At 45.6% G+C, this 21,910-nt stretch carries 16 protein-coding genes and 4 CRISPR repeat arrays (1 of these 20 only partly in view); of the genes, 13 read left to right on the forward strand and 3 right to left on the reverse strand.

Translation table 11 applies throughout. The features are described from left to right. Positions 1-156 precede the first annotated feature (156 nt). Positions 157-797: a CRISPR direct-repeat array (repeat unit 33 nt; unit sequence GTCGCACTCCGTATGGAGTGTGTGGATTGAAAT). Positions 798-854: 57 nt separating this feature from the next. The 6 genes from cas6 (at position 855) to MKY86_RS04515 (ending at position 7,498) form a co-directional block, all read left to right on the forward strand. Next, positions 855-1,739 (forward strand): CRISPR system precrRNA processing endoribonuclease RAMP protein Cas6, encoded by an 885-nt coding sequence (gene cas6 / locus MKY86_RS04490; RefSeq protein WP_076079625.1) that lies wholly within the window; start codon positions 855-857, stop codon positions 1,737-1,739. A 135-nt stretch (positions 1,740-1,874) separates the two neighbouring features. Beyond that, positions 1,875-2,774 carry a DUF6602 domain-containing protein gene (locus MKY86_RS04495; protein ID WP_083685181.1) on the forward strand — a complete coding sequence of 300 codons (900 nt, stop codon included), beginning with the start codon at positions 1,875-1,877 and terminating at the stop codon, positions 2,772-2,774. Between the two features lie 3 nt (positions 2,775-2,777). Further along, entirely contained in the window at positions 2,778-4,910 is a 2,133-nt protein-coding gene (locus tag MKY86_RS04500; RefSeq protein ID WP_076079626.1) for a Cas10/Cmr2 second palm domain-containing protein, read from the forward strand. 3 nt (positions 4,911-4,913) lie between these two features. Beyond that, on the forward strand, positions 4,914-5,708 hold the full coding sequence (locus MKY86_RS04505) for an RAMP superfamily CRISPR-associated protein (RefSeq protein WP_340826347.1): 795 nt from the start codon (positions 4,914-4,916) through the stop codon (positions 5,706-5,708). After that, on the forward strand, positions 5,701-6,678 hold the full coding sequence (locus MKY86_RS04510) for a hypothetical protein (RefSeq protein WP_076079627.1): 978 nt from the start codon (positions 5,701-5,703) through the stop codon (positions 6,676-6,678). Before MKY86_RS04505 ends, MKY86_RS04510 begins: the two co-directional genes overlap by 8 nt. Position 6,679: 1 nt before the next feature. Then, positions 6,680-7,498 (forward strand): hypothetical protein, encoded by an 819-nt coding sequence (locus MKY86_RS04515; RefSeq protein WP_076079628.1) that lies wholly within the window; start codon positions 6,680-6,682, stop codon positions 7,496-7,498. 735 nt (positions 7,499-8,233) lie between these two features. Further along, positions 8,234-8,788: direct repeats of the CRISPR family, unit length 30 nt; unit sequence CGCACTCCGTACGAGTGCGTGGATTGAAAT. 203 nt (positions 8,789-8,991) lie between these two features. Here MKY86_RS04515 and MKY86_RS04520 read toward each other — a convergent pair. Genes MKY86_RS04520 through MKY86_RS04530 form a run of 3 tightly spaced genes read right to left on the reverse strand, consistent with a single transcriptional unit; the run spans position 8,992 to position 11,017 of the window. Beyond that, on the reverse strand, positions 8,992-9,828 hold the full coding sequence (locus MKY86_RS04520) for a hypothetical protein (protein ID WP_076079629.1): 837 nt from the start codon (positions 9,826-9,828) through the stop codon (positions 8,992-8,994). Further along, positions 9,821-10,639, reverse strand: coding sequence for an ImmA/IrrE family metallo-endopeptidase (locus MKY86_RS04525; RefSeq protein ID WP_076079630.1), 819 nt, complete (start codon positions 10,637-10,639; stop codon positions 9,821-9,823). The genes MKY86_RS04520 and MKY86_RS04525 overlap by 8 nt, the downstream gene beginning before the upstream one ends. Before the next feature lie 12 nt (positions 10,640-10,651). After that, positions 10,652-11,017: a helix-turn-helix transcriptional regulator gene (locus tag MKY86_RS04530; protein ID WP_076079631.1), complete on the reverse strand. Its 366-nt coding sequence runs from the start codon at positions 11,015-11,017 to the stop codon at positions 10,652-10,654. 421 nt (positions 11,018-11,438) lie between these two features. Then, a CRISPR array of direct repeats spans positions 11,439-12,265; the repeat unit is 32 nt; unit sequence GTCGCACTCTACATGAGTGCGTGGATTGAAAT. A gap of 259 nt (positions 12,266-12,524) precedes the next feature. On the opposite strand from MKY86_RS04530, the gene MKY86_RS04535 reads away from it, so the two are divergent. Genes MKY86_RS04535 through cas2 form a run of 7 tightly spaced genes read left to right on the forward strand, consistent with a single transcriptional unit; the run spans position 12,525 to position 20,520 of the window. Further along, a complete protein-coding gene (locus MKY86_RS04535) occupies positions 12,525-14,972 on the forward strand; it encodes a CRISPR-associated helicase/endonuclease Cas3 (RefSeq protein WP_076079632.1) in 2,448 nt (815 codons plus the stop codon). A gap of 41 nt (positions 14,973-15,013) precedes the next feature. Beyond that, on the forward strand, positions 15,014-15,736 hold the full coding sequence (gene cas5c, locus MKY86_RS04540; RefSeq protein WP_076079633.1) for a type I-C CRISPR-associated protein Cas5c: 723 nt from the start codon (positions 15,014-15,016) through the stop codon (positions 15,734-15,736). Next, positions 15,733-17,676 carry a type I-C CRISPR-associated protein Cas8c/Csd1 gene (gene cas8c, locus MKY86_RS04545; RefSeq protein WP_076079634.1) on the forward strand — a complete coding sequence of 648 codons (1,944 nt, stop codon included), beginning with the start codon at positions 15,733-15,735 and terminating at the stop codon, positions 17,674-17,676. Before cas5c ends, cas8c begins: the two co-directional genes overlap by 4 nt. Positions 17,677-17,679: 3 nt before the next feature. After that, positions 17,680-18,546, forward strand: coding sequence for a type I-C CRISPR-associated protein Cas7/Csd2 (gene cas7c / locus MKY86_RS04550; protein ID WP_076079635.1), 867 nt, complete (start codon positions 17,680-17,682; stop codon positions 18,544-18,546). Further along, on the forward strand, positions 18,533-19,192 hold the full coding sequence (gene cas4, locus MKY86_RS04555) for a CRISPR-associated protein Cas4 (protein ID WP_076079636.1): 660 nt from the start codon (positions 18,533-18,535) through the stop codon (positions 19,190-19,192). The genes cas7c and cas4 overlap by 14 nt, the downstream gene beginning before the upstream one ends. Beyond that, complete coding sequence (gene cas1c / locus MKY86_RS04560; RefSeq protein WP_076079637.1) at positions 19,189-20,220, forward strand: type I-C CRISPR-associated endonuclease Cas1c; 1,032 nt, start codon at positions 19,189-19,191, stop codon at positions 20,218-20,220. Before cas4 ends, cas1c begins: the two co-directional genes overlap by 4 nt. 9 nt (positions 20,221-20,229) lie before the next feature. Further along, entirely contained in the window at positions 20,230-20,520 is a 291-nt protein-coding gene (gene cas2 / locus MKY86_RS04565; protein WP_076079638.1) for a CRISPR-associated endonuclease Cas2, read from the forward strand. Between the two features lie 156 nt (positions 20,521-20,676). Beyond that, positions 20,677-21,910: a CRISPR direct-repeat array (repeat unit 32 nt; unit sequence GTCGCTCCTCGTGCAGGAGCGTGGATTGAAAT); it runs 197 nt beyond the window's last position.

Below are 21,910 nucleotides of genomic sequence, written 5' to 3' on the forward strand. Positions count from 1 at the left end.
TCCCCGGGAGTTTCGCACCTCAGAATTTGTCGAAACTCTACGGAAATATGATAGTACTTGAAAAGTCAAAGGTTAACATATGTTTTTTTGAGAATAGAGTTAGAGGAAAGAGAGTGAATTAATACTGGAAAAGCATAAGTTATGCTGTTTTCCGCTGTCGCACTCCGTATGGAGTGTGTGGATTGAAATTTGGAACATTGCATCAGGAGAGAAGTTGAGGGCCGTCGCACTCCGTATGGAGTGTGTGGATTGAAATGACAAGCTAACGCGCGGGGAGCTGCTGACAAACGGTCGCACTCCGTATGGAGTGTGTGGATTGAAATCTCATCCCGCTGCCGGAGTTGATCGAACGGTACAGTCGCACTCCGTATGGAGTGCGTGGATTGAAATCAAGTACACACGGAACGGCATCCAGGCTGAGAAGGTCGCACTCCGTATGGAGTGTGTGGATTGAAATGCCAGAGGCGGGCCGGAGGTGAAGCAGGCGTTTAGCGTCGCACTCCGTATGGAGTGTGTGGATTGAAATCTCCAGGAATGGTCCGCAAGGGATATGCTGATCGTGTCGCACTCCGTATGGAGTGTGTTGATTGAAATATACTTTGTTTGATCAGACGGAACACTCATAATCGTCGCACTCCGTATGGAATGTGTGGATTGAAATCCATGAATAAACTAACAGAGGAGCAGATATCAGACGTCGCACTCCGTATGGAGTGTGCGGATTGAAATATAATGATAGTCCGTATTTGCATGGTGACGTCCAGGTCGCACTCCCTATGGAGTGTGTGAATTTGAATGGATGAACTGTTCAAATCTTTAACACCTTTTAGCCACAATCAGAAATGGAGTACAGTATGAACACAAGAGCCCCTATCTTCTCGCTAGAATACTTACCGTTACTTATTCGGCTTAGAGCTAAGGAGAATGCTCGCTTGCCCGCCTTCCTTGGCTCAACGCTTCATGGTGTGACAGGGTGGGCATTAACTCAGCATTCTTCAGAATCCTACAGGTATGTGTTTGAGAATCGACGATGGGGTGGAGCGGGGCAGGATATCGTGAATCCTTATATCATTGAGCCGCCTAGGCCGAGAAGGGTATATGCTGCTGGCGATCTCCTTTGCTTCAAGCTGATCCTTTTAGGTGATGCTATCCGTTATGCGCAGCCGATTGTTTCTTCCCTCGTGCAAGCGCAGCGTTTTGGTATCGGAGCAGAACGTAAGCCGTTTGAGCTTACAGATATTTTGCAGGGGGAGCAGTATGGGGGGATCTGGAGAAAAGGTGAGCTGGATATGGATGCGGCGATCCCGGAGAATATTTCAGTTCATGCTTTGCAAGAGCCTGCTTCCTGGTGCTCTGTGCATCTGGTGACGCCTCTTCGTATTCGTCGAGGGGGAATGTTGGTGCAGAATATCGATTTCCCTACCATTATCCGAAGTATTACGAGAAGAATCCAGTTGCTGAATGAGCGTTACGGCGGTTCTATGAACACAGAGGCAGCGACGAAGGTGTGTGAGCTTGCGGGTGAGATCAGTCCCGAGTCTAAGGGATTATTCTTGCATGAGATGCATAGATACTCCAGCCGGAAGAAGGAATCCCTGGATTGGAGTGGTATGCTGGGGTCATTAACCTTCTCTGGGGAGCTGGCCCCATTCATTCCCTGGCTGAATGCTGCACGTATTTTACATATTGGAAGGAACTCTACTTTTGGATGTGGGCAGATGGATGTGATCTATTGGTGAAAAGTATAAAAAGTGACAACAAATGCTATTTGGGCTAAAGCTCAGACAGCATTTTTTTTATATGGGAATTTCAGGAGGGGTGATATACTATTCGTAGTTTCAAAATATTGGACATCAACGAAGGAGTGCGAAGCCGTGACAAAGGAATTATCTCCTGAAGAATTGGATAGAAAAAACACCATGATTACCAATGTGACAGCGAATTACAAGCAGGTAGAGAAATCTATTGTGAATCAACTTTACATGAAGCATGATCTGCATGGTACGACAGTTGGCTCTGAACGTGAGGTGATCTGGTCTCAGCTATTTGAGATGATGATTCCGAAGAAATTTGTCATAGAGTCTTCTGTATTTATTATTGATTCGATTGGCAGGGTGTCGAAGGAAGTTGACTTTGCCATTCTGGATGAAACCTATACTCCTTATATTTTCCGTTATGGCAGAATAAAGTTTATTCCCATTGAGGCCATTGCGGCAGTCATTGAATGCAAGAGCCAGAGTCTAAAACCCAAGTATATTAAAAATTGGGCGAAAAGTATTAAATTATTGAAAACCTCTGATCGTTCTATTGCCCGGTTTGCTACCGATATAATTTTAGGTGAGGGTAAAGGAGTAAAGTCCCAAAAATCCACCCGTCCGCTCCGCATCCTCTGTGCATTGCGGGAAAACTGCAATGAAGATATCAAAAAGCATTTTGACTTCACGCTGCTTGCTTCCAAGGGGGCTGGGCAAGAGGAGCAAATTGAGATTGCATATCGAACAGATGATGAATCGGAGGGTACGCTTTTCGACTGGTTTAAAAGTCTTAATTTTCATGATGCGGAAATGGACAGCGATTTTAGTGGGAAAACAATAGAAAAACTTAAAGATACTTCACTTGCGCAATATGAGGTAGTGGATAATAAAGGGAAGAATATCTCCCTTCTGACCTTCAATTTTCAGTTCAACCAGCTATTAATGTTAATCAATAATCCGTTATTATTTCCGCATCGGGCTTATGCAGAGCTATTCAGCGGCAAGGGAGGGAGCGAATAAGGTATGGAACAATACGTGGTTGCCGTTCAAATGGATAAGGTGCAATCCTTCCTGTATGATGTGCTTCAGGCCCAGATTCAGCAGAAACAGAGCAATAGCGGAACATTGAAGGAAATCATGGGGGCTTCCCGGTTCATCTCCGAGCAATTCTACAAGGACATCGGTTTGATCGGGGAAGAAGGGAAATTCTTCGGGCATATTGACTGCGAATTGCTGAAATGCTCCGGGATGTGTATATTTGTCACCCACCTTTCGGAGCGGGAGATTGCGGCTAAGCTGAAGGGTTTATTTGAGATTTATTACGAGAAATTCAGCGGGAAACTGTTCATGAAATATGTATATTTTCTGCAGGCGGACATCGGCAATAACGAACACTACCAATTAGAAGCGATTCGTGTGAGCAAAAAAAGACTTAATGAAAAAGATTGTACAAATTCAATGATCGAGCAAAATCGGGAGAAGGTATTCCGATTCCACCCTTCTCCTGAGAAGTTCGAATTCGGGGTGCTGCCGCTCAGTGCAGAACAGCCTGCTGTATTCTCTGACACCATCAACAAGCTGTACTCGGAGCAAGAGGAGCTTAACGAGAACCATTTTCGGATTGCGGTGATTAAGGCTGATCTTGACGGGATGGGGGATCGGTTCAAGCAGATTCAGAGCTATGAGACGTATAGGCAGGTTAGTGAGCTGCTATCTAAGTACATAAGCATTGATTATTTGAGTGAAATTGCCAAGAAGTATAGGGACAATGATGGGGAATTCAGACTATTTCCGCTGTATATAGCAGGGGATGATATTTTCTTTGCTGTCCCTACCTCCAAGCTGTTAGATGGCATTAACCTGTGCACCGATATATTGAAGAAGATCAATCAGGAATTTCAGGAGATTAATGAAGTAAGCCAGGAGCAGCTTCAGCCGTTGTCCGTGAGTATAGGTGTTGAGTTCACCTTCAATCGTGAGCCTATCCGATACTACTATGAGCGTGTACAGATGCAGCTTGATTATGCCAAAAGTCAACCGGGTGTAGAATCATTCGCGGGCATTGCTCCCTCGAATTGTGTGAAAATCAGTATAAACGAACATGTACTGTATCGTTACGATCTGCCTAAGGATGAATCAGCGAAGCCGGGCATTTCTCGCACCTCGCGCAATACAAATAAGGGGAAAAGTCCGCTGGAGCAATTCAAGCAAAAACATGCAGACAAAAACCAATGGGGGCATTTCGTTACACAGGTCAAACGGCTACAGGTTGCGATGGACGAGGGCTTTGCAGCGCATCACTTTTTCTATGGACTGCTTCATAAAATTACTGATCCTGAAATACGTAAAAGCCCCATGAAATACAGCAATGCAGTGCTCTATCATGTTATTCCGCAATATCTGGGTAGCAATAATAACAAATTAAGAGAGACAGAGCTTCTTGTGATGGAATCGCTGCTCAAACAGGTGATGGTCAAAAAAGATGGAGGGCGTCCAGAATCCAAGCTCTCATTCGGAGTAGAACAACAGCGGCAGCTTGAGAAGTATGTCCGGTTGTTGTTATTATTCTCCGATCCAAGATTTAAGGTCATGCAGCGTACCGACTCGAAGGCTAGAGTTCAGAATAGCAAAGATTTTGAACTCAAACGGGTTAGAAGCACGGTGTTTAACAAAACATTACGTTACTTGTTCGAGAAAAACCTTGGAGGATGGAAGGAACGTAACAGCTTTCGAAGTATTTTTGTCGAGCATATGAATTATAGTGTTGCTCCTGAAAACATCAAGAATGAAAAGAAGAGCACAAATGGAGCTAAGAACAAAAGTCCATCAACGGTTGAGGTGTACCGCACGGTGCGTTTATCCAGTTCTATGCTGCACCGCTTCAAAACTATCCATGATTTGAAACGGATTGTGGAGATGATTGAAGCTACAGATGAGAGGTCCAAGGAAGAGTTTGAAGCTCTTGAAAAAACGAGGAAAGAGGAGCATAAGGCCCCGCCTGGGCTATATTTTGATAAGGATAATTTTCTGCGAATGGCTAGGAAATTCTGGAACCAGGATTATGTAGACTCTTTGTTAATCTTCCATCAGTTAAGAGAGCAGTTGATTCAGTTCAGAACTCATCCATCGGTTGATAACAAGTCAGGGGGACAGTGACATATGGAGAACAGTAAAGATAAAATGACAGGGCAAAAGATTTCAGTCAAAGTAACAACACGCTCGAATCTGTTCATTGGAGGGGCGCCGTCTACGTTCGAAATTGGTGGTGTCGATCTATTTACTGTGACGAATGGGAAGGGTTTGCCTTATATCCCGGCTTCTTCGCTCAAGGGGACTTTGCGCCAGATTGTTCGGGAAATGCTGGATGGTCATGCAGATAGTTCAATCATTGCGGAAGCTTACAGACAATACTTAGAGAGGCTCAGAACTGAAAGTAGCGAAGAGTGTAAGAAATATGGCATAGAAAAGGAACGAATTGAACGTATGCAGCAAAGGTACAACAAGGTTATTGACAAGGCTAGCGCTGAGTACCTATTCGGTATTGAAGGGTTCAATGACACACCGAAGCTGCTGTTTAATGATCTTCTTCTGATCGACGAAGAGAAACATAAAGAGAACTGGTTCTCTATAGATTCCAAGAATAACATAGAAACAAGTGTTTCAACTAAGGACGGTTCCAGTTCACCCTCGGTTGTTGCGAATCCCCGGACATATAGAACTGTGCGTCCAGGGGTCGCTTTTACCGGAGATATCCTGTTCTATAATTTCGGGAAATTAGATGTATTGAATGAAGGGTCTACACCTAATTCGTCTATCTTGGCTCTTAGTAAGCAGTTCATCCAAGCGGCGCTGGACCAATTCAATTCAGGAATATATCGCTTGGGCAACTCTGGGAGCAGGGGATATGGACGGATAGAGGTCGAATGTATCAGGGAGGACTCCTTGCATGGCTGACTGGATATATTACCGGATTGATCTGGATGTGCAGGGTGCAATAACTCAACTTCCAGATTCACAGAAAGTATTAGGAGCGTTAATCCACCGGTTCTCAGAGACCTATTCTTCCGCAGAAGCTACTCAATTGGTACAAGGTATTAGAGAGAATACGGTACCTCTCACGTTATCCAATATCCTGCCGCGCGGCTATTTTCCGGTTCCTCATACGGAATTGCTGGATCAATTAAGCAGACAGAGTATGGATAGCAAGGATAGGAAGGGAATCTATAAGGCAGTGAAGAAACGGCTGTATGTGAAGAGAGCACAGCTTGAGGAGATCATGAGCGAACCTCAACGTGCAGCCTGTATCTATCCCTATGTATCCAGTAAGCCCACTCAGCAAATTCATGCCTCCATTGACAGCAAACGTTTCAACCTGCCGGGCCTTGATCCAGACTTGTTCTCGGTGCCTGGAGTGATTATACAAGAGGTTCGTTCAGAACAAACGAAAGAATTGATACGCGAATATTCGTTGTATATGGCGATAGAGAGAGGGACTGAAGGAGAAAGGCTGCTTGATATGTTGAAGCTCGAAGCCAACAGGGCGGGCGAGTTTGTGCTCGGAGCGCGCGGCTCACAAGGATTGAATACATTCATCGTAAAGGATGTTCTAGAAGAGATGAGGGTAGAATCGAATGCAGCTGGTTATTATTTGAATCTGGGAATGTTGCTGCCGGGAAAGATTAGCTTCGAGAAGTCTAGCCTCAAGCTATTTACTTCAGAGCGTAGACCCTATAATCCGCCGGGAGGCTGGGACAAAGCCCATCATGAAGGCCAATTCATCAGCTTCATCGAACAGGGGAGTATCATATATGCACCTGAGGGAGTTGGCCATGCCGGAGAATCTATCACATCTCCGGCGTTTACGAGGGATATTGTGTTTGGAAATGCCTTGTTATACCCGGTAAACAAGGAGGAGGCTTCCTGAGATGTCATTCAAGAAATATAAATATCATTTGGAGACGGTGTCCTCGCTCATCATGTCACCCAGGGATCATGAAGGATTGTATTTGGCAGCCAGAGATTTTCAAAGCGAACAGCTTGTGAAGTATATTTCAGCGGATGAAACTGACAAGAGTGCTGCTGCGAAAAGGATTAAAATCATCTACCCTTTTTATCAATACGGGACATATTCATATCATCCTGACAGTACGGATTACTATATTCCGGGTTCCTCCATTAAGGGAGCCTTGCTCTCCAATGATGAGGGAAGGCTTGCGCCGAAGCTGTTGGTTGATGATGTACCGATCAAGGGTACAGATTTGAGACTAACTCAGCTTCAAAAGCTGCAATATCTCTCACCGGACAATGGCAATGCAACGACGCTTGCTCCCTTTTTTCAGAATGTTGCGGTAGAGATGTTGCCGGCTGAACGTAAGTATACCGGGGAAATGTTCTGTAAGGAGGATATCCATACCTATCTGCAAGCGGCTCAGGAGAGAACAGCGATTAAGCTGTCCCAGTTACATGTTAAGTTAGCAGCAGTCCTTGAAAGAAATGAAATAGATGAAAAAACCAAGCCAAAGGTTATTCAACTAAAGGATAATGTCCAAATAATTATGGAGCGGAGTCGTGAGCGTTGCTTCCTGTTACTCGGCGGGTATAAAGGTCTTTCGTTATCGGGACCGTTCAAACAAAGAGACAAACCAGTAGATTTCGGCGCGGTGGATACCGCAGTGTACATGGATTGCTCCAGCTATCTTCCCCACGGAATCGTGGAAATTTCGGAATTTCGTGAAGTGCTTTGAGGCAGGTGCGAATGCCAAGCTCCCATGAAATCCCCGGGAGATTCGCACCTCGGAATTTGTCGAAACTTTTAAAAATGGAGAAGATTGCTGAAATGTCAAGGGTTTAGGCATACCTTTTCAAGAATAGAGTAAGGCGAAACATAATGAATTAATACGGAAAAAGTATAGGTTATGTTGTTTTCCGCTGTCGCACTCCGTGTGAGTGCGTGGATTGAAATCGGGGTTCCACGGACAGAGCCGCAGACCAGCTAGTCGCACTCCGTGTGAGTGCGTGGATTGAAATCAAACGCGCTGCTCAACACGCCGGACGGCATGTTAGTCGCACTCCGTGTGAGTGCGTGGATTGAAATCCGGACCTACGGTTTGTCCGTACGCGAAACGGCGGTCGCACTCCGTGTGAGTGCGTGGATTGAAATACGCTCAATAACGTACCCCTCTGCACCTTTAACGTCGCACTCTAATGAGTACATTGATCCAAGGAGAAACGCAGTGCTGAAATTATTATTGTAGTGCAAAATATAAGCCATCGAGTAAAATAGGAACAGAGAGCAGGTGCGAATGCCAAGCTCCCATGAAATCCCTGGGGGTTTCGCACCTCAGAATTTGTCGAATGTATATAGAAATGTAATCATTTTTCAAAAGTCAAGTTTGTAAACATATCTTTTTACGAATAAAGTTAAGGGTTCGACAATGAATTAATATGAAAATAGCATAAGTTATGCTGTTCACCGCTGTCGCACTCCGTACGAGTGCGTGGATTGAAATACTTTTTGCTTGAGCAATTCCCTGTGTTGCCTACGTCGCACTCCGTACGAGTGCGTGGATTGAAATACCAACGAATGGCAGAAATATTTTACGAAAACGGCGCACTCCGTACGAGTGCGTGGATTGAAATGTCAAAAGCTGATTGAGGATGAAACTAAATCCGTGTCGCACTCCGTACGAGTGCGTGGATTGAAATTGTACTGGTCATTCTCTTCAAGGCTCCAATCAGCGTCGCACTCCGTACGAGTGCGTGGATTGAAATTGAAAGGAATTTCACACGACTATCTCCATCAACGGTCGCACTCCGTACGAGTGCGTGGATTGAAATTTTAGGGTAATGAAACAATATATGTTTGTAGACAGTCGCACTCCGTACGAGTGCGTGGATTGAAATACAGCGATGCCTCCCTATGCTATTTGAATTATTTGTCGCACTCCGTATGAGTGCGTGGATTGAAATCCGGTCTCTCATACACCCGAATGGCAAAACATTGTCGCACTCCGTACGAGTGCGTGGATTGAAATAACCGGCAGGTGGTCGGGTTATGGCTGAAATATGTCGCACTCCGCCATGAGTGGATCAAGGTGTTTGGTCGCGCTCTATACGAGTGCAAGATTGAAATTAGAGAACGTAGTACGGGGACGCACTCTACGTGGTTGCATGGATTGAAATTGAATACACTTGATATAGAGAGTGGCCCCCCCGTTGTTACGACGCGTCTTTCTAACTAAAAAATCATTTGATAACGCTGATAATTCCTACAGATCTCCTCAAAATCGGAAGTGTGGAGCAAATGCCGGTGTAACACGGTTGTCCCATTGGGGAACGACTCTACATAAGTAGAGGAGCTTGGGTTAGGGCGCAGAGTAGAGATTTGATGAGGGTGAATGATACCTTCTTTTACAGCCAGAAATAGCAAGACATCCTTACTAAAGTAAGAAATAGGTGGCGAAATAGGCGTCCCCAGTGTAAGGGTCTTATGGGCTTCCAGAACCATTCTGTCCTTAATATTAACTATACCGAGATCACTTGAGGCAATAGCTATGTTTGACAACTGAGTAGGATAATGAGAGAGCAATGCGAAGCATAATGTTAGAATGGAGACTTCCCCTGCATTCTTTTTAGTAATCATTGTTTGCGTTTCACGGGTAAAGAAGCCTTGTTCATAGTATTGCTCGATCCAATCATCCGGATAATCCTCTGTCCCCAAACCTTTATACAGGTTGAAAAACCTCTGGGAAGGTTCATTAGGCGCTGCCAATCGAAATAACTCCATCAGCTTTTTGTCGCTGTAACCCAGCATGGGCAGATAGTCATCCACTTCATCGACGATAAAGTAAGGTTTGGGAAGAGATGCAATGTATCCAGATTTTCCCGAATGATGAGCATACTCGGCATGAACCCAGCCAGGGATAAGTACAAGATCATAGCGGTTGAAGATGAATGAGTAGGGGAGTAAGTCTCTATTTTGATAGAAAAATTGAATGTTCCCCGTATCCAAAATCAATATTTTCATTTGACTAGCTGTACGTATGCATTGTTCCAGGTCTCTGTAATTACCCATTCAAATGCTCCTTTAGTTCCTTTTGCACAGTGCTATATTTCCCGGCCCATTTCTCCACCACGCGCAGATTCTCCCGGTACAGCTCCACATCAGGGTGCGCCTCAATTTGTTCCCGTATAGCAACCATAATGGGGTGCAGATTGATAATTAGTGACGGTTTCATTAAGGAGTCATCCAACGCATAATCCTGAAAAATCGCGGCCCACTCATCCGTTGACAAATGTTTATCAAAGTACAGTCTGATTTTTTCCTGAAGAGGATCATTCCGGCTTTTTTTGGCAATCTGATAGAGTTGAATCAGCACGGCTTTGTATGGAGCCTTGAAAGATTTCATGCAATGGGCCACATTAACCAGAAAATCATCATGTCTCAGGGAGAGAAAGTAATCATACAAGTCATGACGGCCAAAAATCATTTGGCTGGCAAAATAATCAGCTTTTCGCTCATTTAAATCAAATTCGATGGTAATCTCGTAGTCCTCCGAATGGCTGTCCATTTCTTCGTGTTCTGTCAAGTGGTAAATTTCATGCCAGTAGATAAAGTATTGATACAACCTGGGTTGCGCGGTATTAATGACCGGAACGGTTATACCACTTGAGAACTTTCGGATTGCGCCTCCCCAATTCTCATCCGGGATCGGGAGTTCAATCAAGTTGTATTCTTTCAGGATCTCGTAGGCCTGCTCTTCAAGGGGGAGGGATCTCCATTTGATTAGGCGCTTGTTAATATAAGCGATGTGCTCCTCGACTTGCCGTTCAATCTTCAGATTCAGTTCCACTGTCTCATCTAAGTTTTTGCTAGTAATCCGCACGCTCCAACCCCCTCAACGTAAATACAAAGAATAGATATCCAAAATGTTATCCAGGCCATCCAATAGTTCCCTAACTACTGGGTCCTTAGCTGCACCTCCACCATGATCTGAGTAAGCATAGGCTGAGGGAGCTGAAGGGAAGGGGATTCGTGATGTAATGAAGTAGTCTTCTGGTAACTCAAAGGCATGATTGATCTTCACAATTTGCGAATTGTATTGCTTGGGGCTGGGACTTTCACCTTTAATGATTTGGTCGAGGGTTGGGCGGGAGATCCCTGTCTGTTTCGATAAAGATAATTTAGAGAACCCTCTCAGCCGCAAAAAGTTTACTACATTCTTAGCAATCGTCTCCTGGTGCTCGAAATAATTAATGGTCATGTTATACACCTCACTTTGTGTAATATACGTTGTATTATATTTTGTATTATAAAGGTATTGAAATTGATTGTAAAAATTATTTTTACAATATGTAAATTTATGAAATAGTATTGGTGAGAAGCTGGAAAAATATACTGGGATATTGAAAAGAATAGGATGAGTGTAACTAAGCGGGAGCGAGTTGAAAGAATTATTATTTGGTAGAATATGAGATATGGAGTAATATGGAAGGGAGAGCTGGTGCGAATGCCAAGCTCCCATGAAATCCCTGGGAGATTCGCACCTCAGAATTTGTCGAAACTCTATGAACATAGAAGTCTTTTTTAGAAGTCAAGAGTTTAAACATATTCTTTTGAGAATAGAACTGGGTGAAAGAAAGTGAATTAATATGGAAAAGGCATAGATTATGCTATTTTCCGCTGTCGCACTCTACATGAGTGCGTGGATTGAAATCTCCTTAAGCAAATTTGATTGTGCCGCGAATCAGTCGCACTCTACATGAGTGCGTGGATTGAAATACGGTTTGGTTGACAGAACGATTCACTCCCATATTTGTCGCACTCTACATGAGTGCGTGGATTGAAATAACTTCAGGAAATCATTGAGAACAAACATATCCTGTCGCACTCTACATGAGTGCGTGGATTGAAATTTGATGGAGTTGCTGTCCTTGGTGACGTACGTCGTCGCACTCTACATGAGTGCGTGGATTGAAATCACTCAGTGTCCGGTCGTATGTGGACGAAAAGACAGTCGCACTCTACATGAGTGCGTGGATTGAAATAAGTACAAGGGTCAAGCGGTGCAGCGGATGTATTGTCGCACTCTACATGAGTGCGTGGATTGAAATCGCATACATCCGCTGAAAGGTGCTTAACTGGCATACCGTCGCACTCTACATGAGTGCGTGGATTGAAATGCCACCGACTTTAGGGACCCAATCGGGAAAATCGTCGCACTCTACATGAGTGCGTGGATTGAAATTCATACTGCTTTAGAAATGAGACAAGCTCGCCAGTCGCACTCTACATGAGTGCGTGGATTGAAATCTGAAAGAGCTGGAGGCGCTGTCCTAATGGCGGCCGTCGCACTCTACATGAGTGCGTGGATTGAAATATTGCTATCTTGTTGGTTAGCAAGTCCCATAGCGTCGCACTCTACATGAGTGCGTGGATTGAAATTGATCCATTCGCAAAAACAGTTAGTGAACAAGATCGTCGCACTCTACATGAGTGCGTGGATTGAAATTCAAACGCTTAGGACTTTGCGTCCCCTCCGAAGAGACGTCGCACTCCACAGAGTGCGTCTATGAAATCACTTGATCACGTGGGAGTGTATTGGAATCCCGTGATCACACACTCCTCGAATTCAAATCGACTTAAAGATTGGATTAAATGGAAAATCCGATAAAAACTTTGGACGGTCTCCAAATTCCGACAGCATCTGCATTGGGGGAGGAATATGATAAAAAAGTAGTGGAAAAGACCTATATGAGAGCGGTGGTAGGATGGATTATATTGCTCATATTCGCGAAAGCGATGGGCAAGTACAGACGGTGAAGGAGCATTTGCTGGAAGTATGTGCGTTAGCCGAAGGTTTTGGTGAGAAATTGGGAGTGCGCTATATTGCGGGACTGGCTGGGCTCCTACATGACCTTGGGAAATATACAGAAGAATTTAGAGAGTACATACTAACTGCGGTTAATAACCCGGCTGCTCCACCCAGAAAAGGCAGCGTAGACCACTCGACGGCTGGCGGGAAGCTATTATTTGACTGGTTTCATCCTTCTTCGTCAGAACATGTGAAGGGGACAAGCAGCCAAAATAAAATTATTTTGGCCGAGATTGTAGGTAACGCTATTATTTCGCATCATTCTTATTTGCAGGATTTTCTGAATCGGGACTTGGAATCCAGTTATCTCAAGCGTGTTCGCGATAAAGAGCTTGATGAATTTTATCCCTTGACGGTCAAAATGTTTTTCGCGCAAGTGATGACGGAGCATGATTTTCGTCTCTATGTAGATAAGGCTGAAGTTGAACTAAGCGTTTTTCTTAAAAAAGAACCCAAGGTTACTCTTGAACACAGGGCTATGCTTCTTAGTAAATTTATTTTCAGTGCGCTAGTCGATGCTGACCGAACGAATACACGCTGTTTTGAACAGAACAAGAAGGACGAGGAGATTAACTCCAAGGCCTTGTTTGCGCAGTATTATGAGCGGCTGATGACAAAGATTGAATCTTTTAAGAACCATAAGCAGGCAGACTCCCCCATTAATCAATTAAGACGGGAGATGTCGGAGCAGTGCGATGCTTTTGCAGAAAAAACCTCTGGTATCTATACCTTGTCGATTCCAACAGGAGGCGGCAAGACACTGGCAAGCCTGCGCTATGCCCTGAAACATGCCAAACGCTACAACAAACAGCACATTATATACGTGGTGCCTTTTACGACAATAATTGAACAGAATGTTGAAGAGGTCCGTAAGATTCTTCAGGATGACCAGCACCTGCTGGAGCATCACTCGAACGTCGTTGAGGCGGAGAAGGAAGACGATGAAGAGGATGAAGGGAATGCTACGATCCAGCAAAAGCTGAGATTGGCAAAGGATAACTGGGACTCCCCGATTATTTTTACGACGATGGTGCAGTTCCTGAATGTGTTCTACGCAGATGGCAGCCGAAATATTCGCAGACTTCATAATTTGAGTGATGCCGTCATTATATTTGATGAAGTGCAGAAGGTGCCAATTCCGTGCATCTCTTTGTTTAATCAAGCGTTGAATTTCCTGAAAGCGTATGCAAACTCAAGTATAGTCCTGTGTACTGCGACTCAGCCGGAATTGGATTATGTTCGGCATAAATTGCAGCTTAGTCCTGATGCCGAGATGATCCACCACTTAGACGATGTTGTTCAGGCATTTAAGCGTGTGGAGATCATAGACAGAGCGACTGGAGAGCAATTCAACACAGATAAGCTGGCGGATTTTGTAATGGACAAGACCCAAGAAGTCGCTAATGTACTAGTCATTCTAAATACCAAATCAGTAGTGAAGGCTCTTTATAACAAGCTGCTAGAGCAAGAGTCATCTATTCCAGTTTATCACTTGAGTACTTCTATGTGTGCGGCTCACCGGAATGAGATCCTGACTGAGGTTAAAAAGCTCCTTGATGCAAAACAGCCAGTGATCTGCATTAGCACCCAGTTGATTGAGGCCGGAGTAGATGTAAGCTTTCAATGTGTGATTCGATCTTTAGCTGGACTGGATTCCATTGCTCAAGCCGCAGGCCGCTGCAATAGACACGGTGAAGATGAATTGAGACAAGTTTATGTAATTAATCATATGGAAGAGAACTTGAAGAATCTGAAGGAAATCCGGATCGGTAAAGACAGAACCGCCAAAATCCTTGTGGATTTCAGCCGCGATCCTGCAAGCCTTGGGGGCCATTTGCTGTCTGTGCAGGCAATGAAGCAATATTTTCAAGAGTTTTACACAGAGTTAGCTCCTAGTCTGAATTACCCTATTTCCAAGCTGCAACTAGAAATGACCGAACTATTGTCCGCAGATAGAGAGCATAACCCCTATCATCAGGAATATTTTGGTGAGCATGATGCCAGCTTGCCATTGTTCCTGCATAACAGCTATAAGACGGCTGCGGAGCATTTCCAGGTGATTGATAATATCACGACTTCTGTCATTGTACCTTACGGCAAGGGCAAGGAGGTTATCGCGGACCTTAATGGTCAGCACAGCATTGAAGATTTATCCAGACTGTTGCGAGAAGCACAGCAATTCACAATTAATCTTTTCAGCTACGAGAAGGAAGCACTTGGCAAGAACAATGGAATCGTTGCTTATCTGGATGGCAAGGTTCTTGCTCTTAAGGAGGGGACATATTCGAAAGAGTATGGCTTGGATTTGAAGGGGGAGAGTGTGATGGAAGTGAGCATGTTTTAAACAATATACCAAGTCCAATCCCAAGAAAGGAGGCAAACCGTATGAGAAATTCCATTGAATTTGTAGTCTACGGAAAATACGCATTGTTCACCGACCCTTTGACCAAGCTGGGCGGGGAGAAGCTGACGTATAGCGTGCCAACGTATCAGGCGCTTAAGGGAATTGTGGAATCCATCTACTGGAAGCCTACGCTGGTGATGGTTATCGATGAAGTGCGGGTAATGAATGCAATCCGCATGGAGTCCAAGGGTGTTCGTCCCATCGAATACGGTGGTGGAAATACGCTTGCGAATTATACCTATCTGAAGGAACCGCGTTACGAGGTTCGGGCGCATTTCATATTCAATGAGAATCGCCCGGATCTGGCGCATGACCGCAACGAGCACAAGCATCACAATATTCTTAAGCGATCGCTGGAGGCTGGAGGCCGGAGGGATATTTTCCTGGGGGCAAGAGAGTGTCAAGCCTATGTGGAGCCTTGTGTTTTTGGGGAAGCGCCAGGCTATTACGATAACTATGATGGTGAAATTCACTTTGGCAGCATGGTGCATGGGATCAACTATCCTGATGAGACCGGCAGGGATCAGATGGAGGTCAGGCTGTGGAATCCGGTGATGAAGAATGGATACATCCAGTTTGAACGGCCTGAGGATTGTAAGCGGGTACGGAGAATCTCGGATATGCAGCCCAAGCTTTTCGGTGAGCACAATGTTCAGTCGGCGGATGAGCTGCTCCAGGAGATTGAAGCGGGAGGGCATCTATGAGCTGGCTGCTAAATCTATATGAGACGTATGAGGCGAATCTGGGCCGTGTCGGTGTGATTGAATTAAAAGCAAATGATACGGAGTATACGCTCCTGCCTGTATCTCATACCACTCAGAATGCCCATATCACCGTCGAGATTACAGAGGATGGAGACTTTCACTCGGCAACAGTGAATGATAAAAGCGATATTAACACCCTAATTCCTTGTACTGAGGAATCCTCCAGCCGGGCCGGCTCCAAGGTTGCCCCTTACCCGCTTCACGACAAATTGAGTTATGTTGCTGGTGATTTCGTAGCATATGGCGGAAAAATCAAGAAGGAAGAGCCCTTCGCAGCATATATCCAGCAACTGGAGGCGTGGGCAAATTCCCCTTATGCCACCCCAAAGGTGAAGAGCATATACCGCTATTTAAGCAAACGAGAATTGATTCGGGATCTGGTAGCCAGCAAGGTGATCTATCTGGATGCCAATCATAAGCTTATCGATAAATGGGACAAGAAGTATGAACCCTTGCATGGGGAGAAACCACCGATCTTTGTCTTGGTTACTGCGGAGCAGGAGAGTGCATTTGTCCGGTTCAACGTGCGTAAGACGGGCGATCCTCAGGTAATCTGGAAAGACCCGGAGATGTATGACTCCTTCATCCAACATTATTCCAGTCTGCTAGGCGAAGAGGATTACTGCTTCGTAACCGGCAAAGTTCTGCCCAGTACGGACCGTCATGCAAACAAGATCAGAAATGCTGGCGATAAAGCCAAACTGATCTCTGCCAATGATAACAGCGGTTTTACGTTTCGGGGGCGTTTTGCGCAGAGCAGCGATGCGGCTAGTATCAGCTACGAAGTGTCCCAGAAGGCGCATAATGCCTTGAAGTGGCTGATTAACCGGCAAGGTAAAATCATTGATCAGCGTGTATTTCTCGTCTGGGGAAACAAGGAGTTGAATATTCCTGACCCTATCGCCGATTTCTTCACGTTGAAGCTGGAGCTGGAACCGGACTCTGAGCCAGAAGTGACACCGGTTACTCCCAAAGCAAGCACAAGTTATACCTTCAAAGAGTATGCACGGGAAGTCGCCAAAAGTCTTGGAGGATACCGGAATAGGCTGGCGTCCCGAACAAAATCGGATGTGAATATTCTGGTTCTGGACTCAGCAACCACTGGCCGCATGGCTGTCTTGTATTATCGCAATATCGAAAAGAATTTGTATGTAGACAAGCTGATTCGGTGGCATTCAACCTGTGCTTGGCTGCATAAATACCGTAAGGATGAGCATGGAGAGGTAGCTACTTTTTACGGAGCGCCGTCTACCAAGGATATCGCCTTTGCCGCTTATGGGCCGAAAGCTAATGATAAAGTGGTCAAGGGAATGATGGAGCGGGTCTTGCCATGCATCGTGGACGGACATAGGGTTCCCAAAGATATTGTGCGAAGCGCCTTCTATCGGGCTTCTAATCCGGTTGCCCTGGAGAGCTGGGAGTGGGAGAAGACCCTAAGCATCGCTTGCGCTCTAATTAATACAGAGGAGGAATACAATGTGGCACTGGATACTGAAAATGATGACCGCAGCTACCTGTTCGGGAGGTTACTAGCCATTGCCGACGTCCTGGAGAGACGGGCGCTGGACTCAGAGGAGAAGCGTTCGACGAATGCGATCCGGTACATGAACTCTTTTTCCAAATATCCCGCCAGAACCTGGAGTACGATTCAATCCTGCTTGCAGCCGTATCAAGCCAGACTGGGGACAAGGGTGAGATTCTATTCCAACCTGATCGATGAGGTGGCCTCCAAAATCAAAATCGAAGAATTTGATAATAAGCCATTAACAGGCAAATATCTGCTCGGATTCTATAGTCAGCGGCATGAGCTTAATCACTTCAAGGCGAAATCTGAGGATTCCCCTCCGGCGTCAACTAATACTAATCAAGAGGAGAGATAGAAGATGACCACACTCGATCATAAAATTGATTTTGCTGTCATTGTATCCGTTACTAGAGCCAACCCTAATGGTGATCCCCTCAATGGAAATCGGCCACGCCAGAACTATGATGGCTACGGTGAAATCTCGGATGTGGCCTTGAAGCGCAAAATCAGAAACCGCCTGCAGGACGCAGGGGAATCCATTTTTGTTCAATCCAATGACCGTAAGACTGACGCTTTCGGGAGCCTTAGAGAGCGGGCCGATGCAAACCCTGAGCTGGATAAAATTCTAAAGTCGAAAACAAGCTCGAACGAGGAGTTTGCCCGCATTGCTTGTCAGGAGTGGATCGATGTACGCAGCTTTGGACAAGTGTTTGCTTTTAAAGCAGACAGCAAGGGTTCAGGTGTATCTGTGGGGGTACGCGGTCCGGTATCGATTCATACAGCAACCAGTGTAAGCCCTATTGATATTACCAGTATGCAGATTACCAAAAGTGTGAATTCGGAACCCGGCAAAGACAGAGGCTCTGATACCATGGGGATGAAGCACCGGGTAGACTTTGGAGTATACGTATTCCAGGGCAGTATTAATACACAGCTTGCTGAGAAAACTGGGTTTACCAATGAAGATGCCGACAAAATCAAAGAAGCACTAGTGACTCTATTTGCCAATGATGTCTCTTCCGCGAGACCGGAGGGTAGTATGGAGGTACATAAGGTGTACTGGTGGCAGCATAACTCCAAATTGGGACAATACTCTTCGGCCAAGGTACACCGTTCACTGGATGTGCGTGCGAAGAAAGAAGAACCTAAATCTATCGATGATTATTCCATTGAATTATATCCATTGGAAGGATTGAAGCCTGAGGTCTTAGATGGCCTATACTGAAGAAGATGATGCGTTGATGCTCTCCGGAATACAGCATTTTCATTTCTGCAAAAGACAGTGGGCATTGATCCACATTGAACAGCAATGGGCAGAGGATATGAGAACGATTGAAGGACAGCATCTTCACCGCAATGCAGATCAGCCTTTTACACGGGAGAAACGCGGAGATAAGCTGGTCGTCCGGGCGATGTCGGTGAAGTCGAGACAGCTTGGCATTACGGGGATCTGTGATGTGGTAGAGTTCATCAAGGATGACAGCGGGGTTGAAATCCATGGAGCCGAAGGCAAATATGTGGCTTATCCGGTTGAATATAAACGGGGGAAGCCCAAGCTAGAAGACACGGATGTGCTGCAACTAACCGCCCAAGCGATGTGTCTGGAAGAGATGCTGCTGTGCGAGGTGCGGACCGGGTTTATTTTTTATAATGAGGTGAAGCACCGGATTGAAGTGCCGCTTACGGATGAGCTGAAGAGCAAGGTAAGCTCTGTGCTGGAAGAAATGCAGGATTACTACCGCCGCAGATATACACCGAAGGTCAAGACGGGAGCCTTTTGCCAGAGCTGCTCTCTTCAGCATATCTGTCTGCCTAAGCTAATGAATAAACAGACCGTAAAAAGCTATGTCGAAGGGAAAATCAGGGAATGAAAAAGCTGCAAAATATCCTATATATTACACAACCGGATGTTTATCTATCGCTCGATGGGGATAACGTAGTTCTGCTCAAGGAGCAGGAGAAGCTGGGCAGAGTTCCTCTGCATAATCTGGAGTCAATTGTCGCTTTTGGCTATACGGGAGCCAGTCCGGCATTGATGGGGTACTGTGCGGACAATGATGTTTCGCTGCTCTTTTTAACGAAGAATGGAAGATTTCTGGCCAGGGTAACCGGTGAGAGCCGGGGGAATGTTGTTTTGCGCAAGAAGCAATATGCGTTATCTGAAGACGAGACGAAATCTGCGAAGATCGCCCGGAATTTCATTATAGGCAAGATTTACAACCATAAATGGATACTCGAAAGAACAACCAGAGACTATCCGATGCGGGTGAATGTGGACCAATTCAAGGAGGCTTCCAAGCAGTTGTCTGCTCTCATCCTTGAGGTGAGAAGCTGTGAGCAGTTGGACCGGTTGAGAGGGCTTGAGGGGCAGGCGGCGATTACGTATAACAAGCTGTTTGACCCTATGATTTTGCAGCAAAAAGAGGAATTTCAATTTCATCTTCGCTCCCGGAGACCTCCGCTCGATAAGGTGAATGCGTTGTTGTCTCTGGCGTATACCTTGCTTGCACATGATGCGGCCTCTGCGCTAGAGGCGGTGGGTCTGGATGCTTATGTAGGGTTTCTTCACCGGGATCGTCCAGGGAGGGCTTCGTTAGCCCTCGATCTGATGGAAGAACTGCGTGGGGTGATGGCAGACAAGTTTGTGTTGATGCTGATTAACAAGAAGCTTGTGAACAAGGATGATTTTGTGACCAAAGAGAATGGAGCGGTGCTCCTGACGGATGAGGCAAGGAAGCGATTCCTTACCGCATGGCAGAATCGGAAGCAAGAGAAGATCACCCACCCCTACCTGGGGGAGAAAATAACCTGGGGGTTGGTACCACATGCTCAAGCCTTGTTGCTGGCCCGTCATTTGCGTAATGATCTGGATGAGTACCCTCCGTTCCTGTGGAAGTAGGTGTAATCGATGTTAGTGCTAATCACTTATGACGTAAGTACAACCAGTAGTGTAGGCCAAAGCAGGCTACGCCGGGTAGCCAAGGTCTGTCAGAATTATGGACAGCGTGTCCAGAACTCGGTATTCGAGTGTATTGTGGATGCCGCGCAATTTACTGAGTTAAAGCTTAAGCTGAAGGATATTATTGATCTTAAAGAGGATAGCCTCCGGTTCTACCAGCTAGGAAATAACTATAAAAATAAAGTTGAGCATGTGGGGATTAAGGAATCATTAGACCTTGAGGGCCCGTTGATTCTGTAGTGCGAATGTGATGCTCACATGAAATCCCCGGGAGATTCGCACCGAATTTATAGAAAAATTTGTAATTTTATTAAGATAATCTAATAAAAAATGATAAACTGTTCGATTTTGGATCAAATAAGAGGATTAATTTCCTTATTTTGATGTAAAATCGCTGTCGCTCCTCGTGCAGGAGCGTGGATTGAAATAACACGTTGCTAGATAACTCAACTTGTTTTAAGGTCGCTCCTCGTGCAGGAGCGTGGATTGAAATACTGCCGTTCAGAGAGCATTCAACACGGTAGTGTGTCGCTCCTCGTGCAGGAGCGTGGATTGAAATTAGTGGGTCAATTGACGCAGAAAGTAACGACACGTCGCTCCTCGTGCAGGAGCGTGGATTGAAATGATTAAGATTGGATGATGATCGGAAACGGATAGGTCGCTCCTCGTGCAGGAGCGTGGATTGAAATAAGAAGGTCAGTGTCAATGTTGATAATACGATTAGTCGCTCCTCGTGCAGGAGCGTGGATTGAAATCTCATAAAAATTAAGGTGCCGCTCAAAGCGATATCGTCGCTCCTCGTGCAGGAGCGTGGATTGAAATAAGTCTGTAATAACTCCGAAGTGACCCGATTCAGGTCGCTCCTCGTGCAGGAGCGTGGATTGAAATAGATCAACAAAGGGGTCAAACAACACAATGGTTATCGTCGCTCCTCGTGCAGGAGCGTGGATTGAAATATGGATGGTACTGGTATCAGTATCGAAAAGAACGTCGCTCCTCGTGCAGGAGCGTGGATTGAAATAACCAGAAGATCAACGCTGTCGTATTAGGATGAGCGTCGCTCCTCGTGCAGGAGCGTGGATTGAAATTCATAGCTGAACGAGTAATGCTTGTCCGGTAATCGTCGCTCCTCGTGCAGGAGCGTGGATTGAAATAAATACGAGGTGAGGTAAATAATGGTCGATATAGTGTCGCTCCTCGTGCAGGAGCGTGGATTGAAATTACGGAGTATGATTTTTTTGTAAATCGAGTATACCGTCGCTCCTCGTACAGGAGCGTGGATTGAAATGTTAGTGGTGTTGTGTGAATATTGATGAGTTGCTGAGTCGCTCCTCGTGCAGGAGCGTGGATTGAAATACGTCGTATGGAGGAAGGATATGACACAGGTCGTTGTCGCTCCTCGTGCAGGAGCGTGGATTGAAATCATCCGCAAGCATGTCGTTTTCGGAAGCCTTTTCCGTCGCTCCTCGTGCAGGAGCGTGGATTGAAATAACTCAGCCATTGCAACGTCAACATCGCGAATTGCGTCGCTCCTTGTGCAGGAGCGTGGATTGAAATTGTCTGAGCAGATCGGGAGGGCGAACGCGAGGGCCGTCGCTCCTCGTGCAGGAGCGTGAATTGAAATACCCTT

This window comes from Paenibacillus sp. FSL R7-0333 (assembly GCF_038000365.1).
GTDB lineage: Bacteria > Bacillota > Bacilli > Paenibacillales > Paenibacillaceae > Paenibacillus_AQ > Paenibacillus_AQ silagei.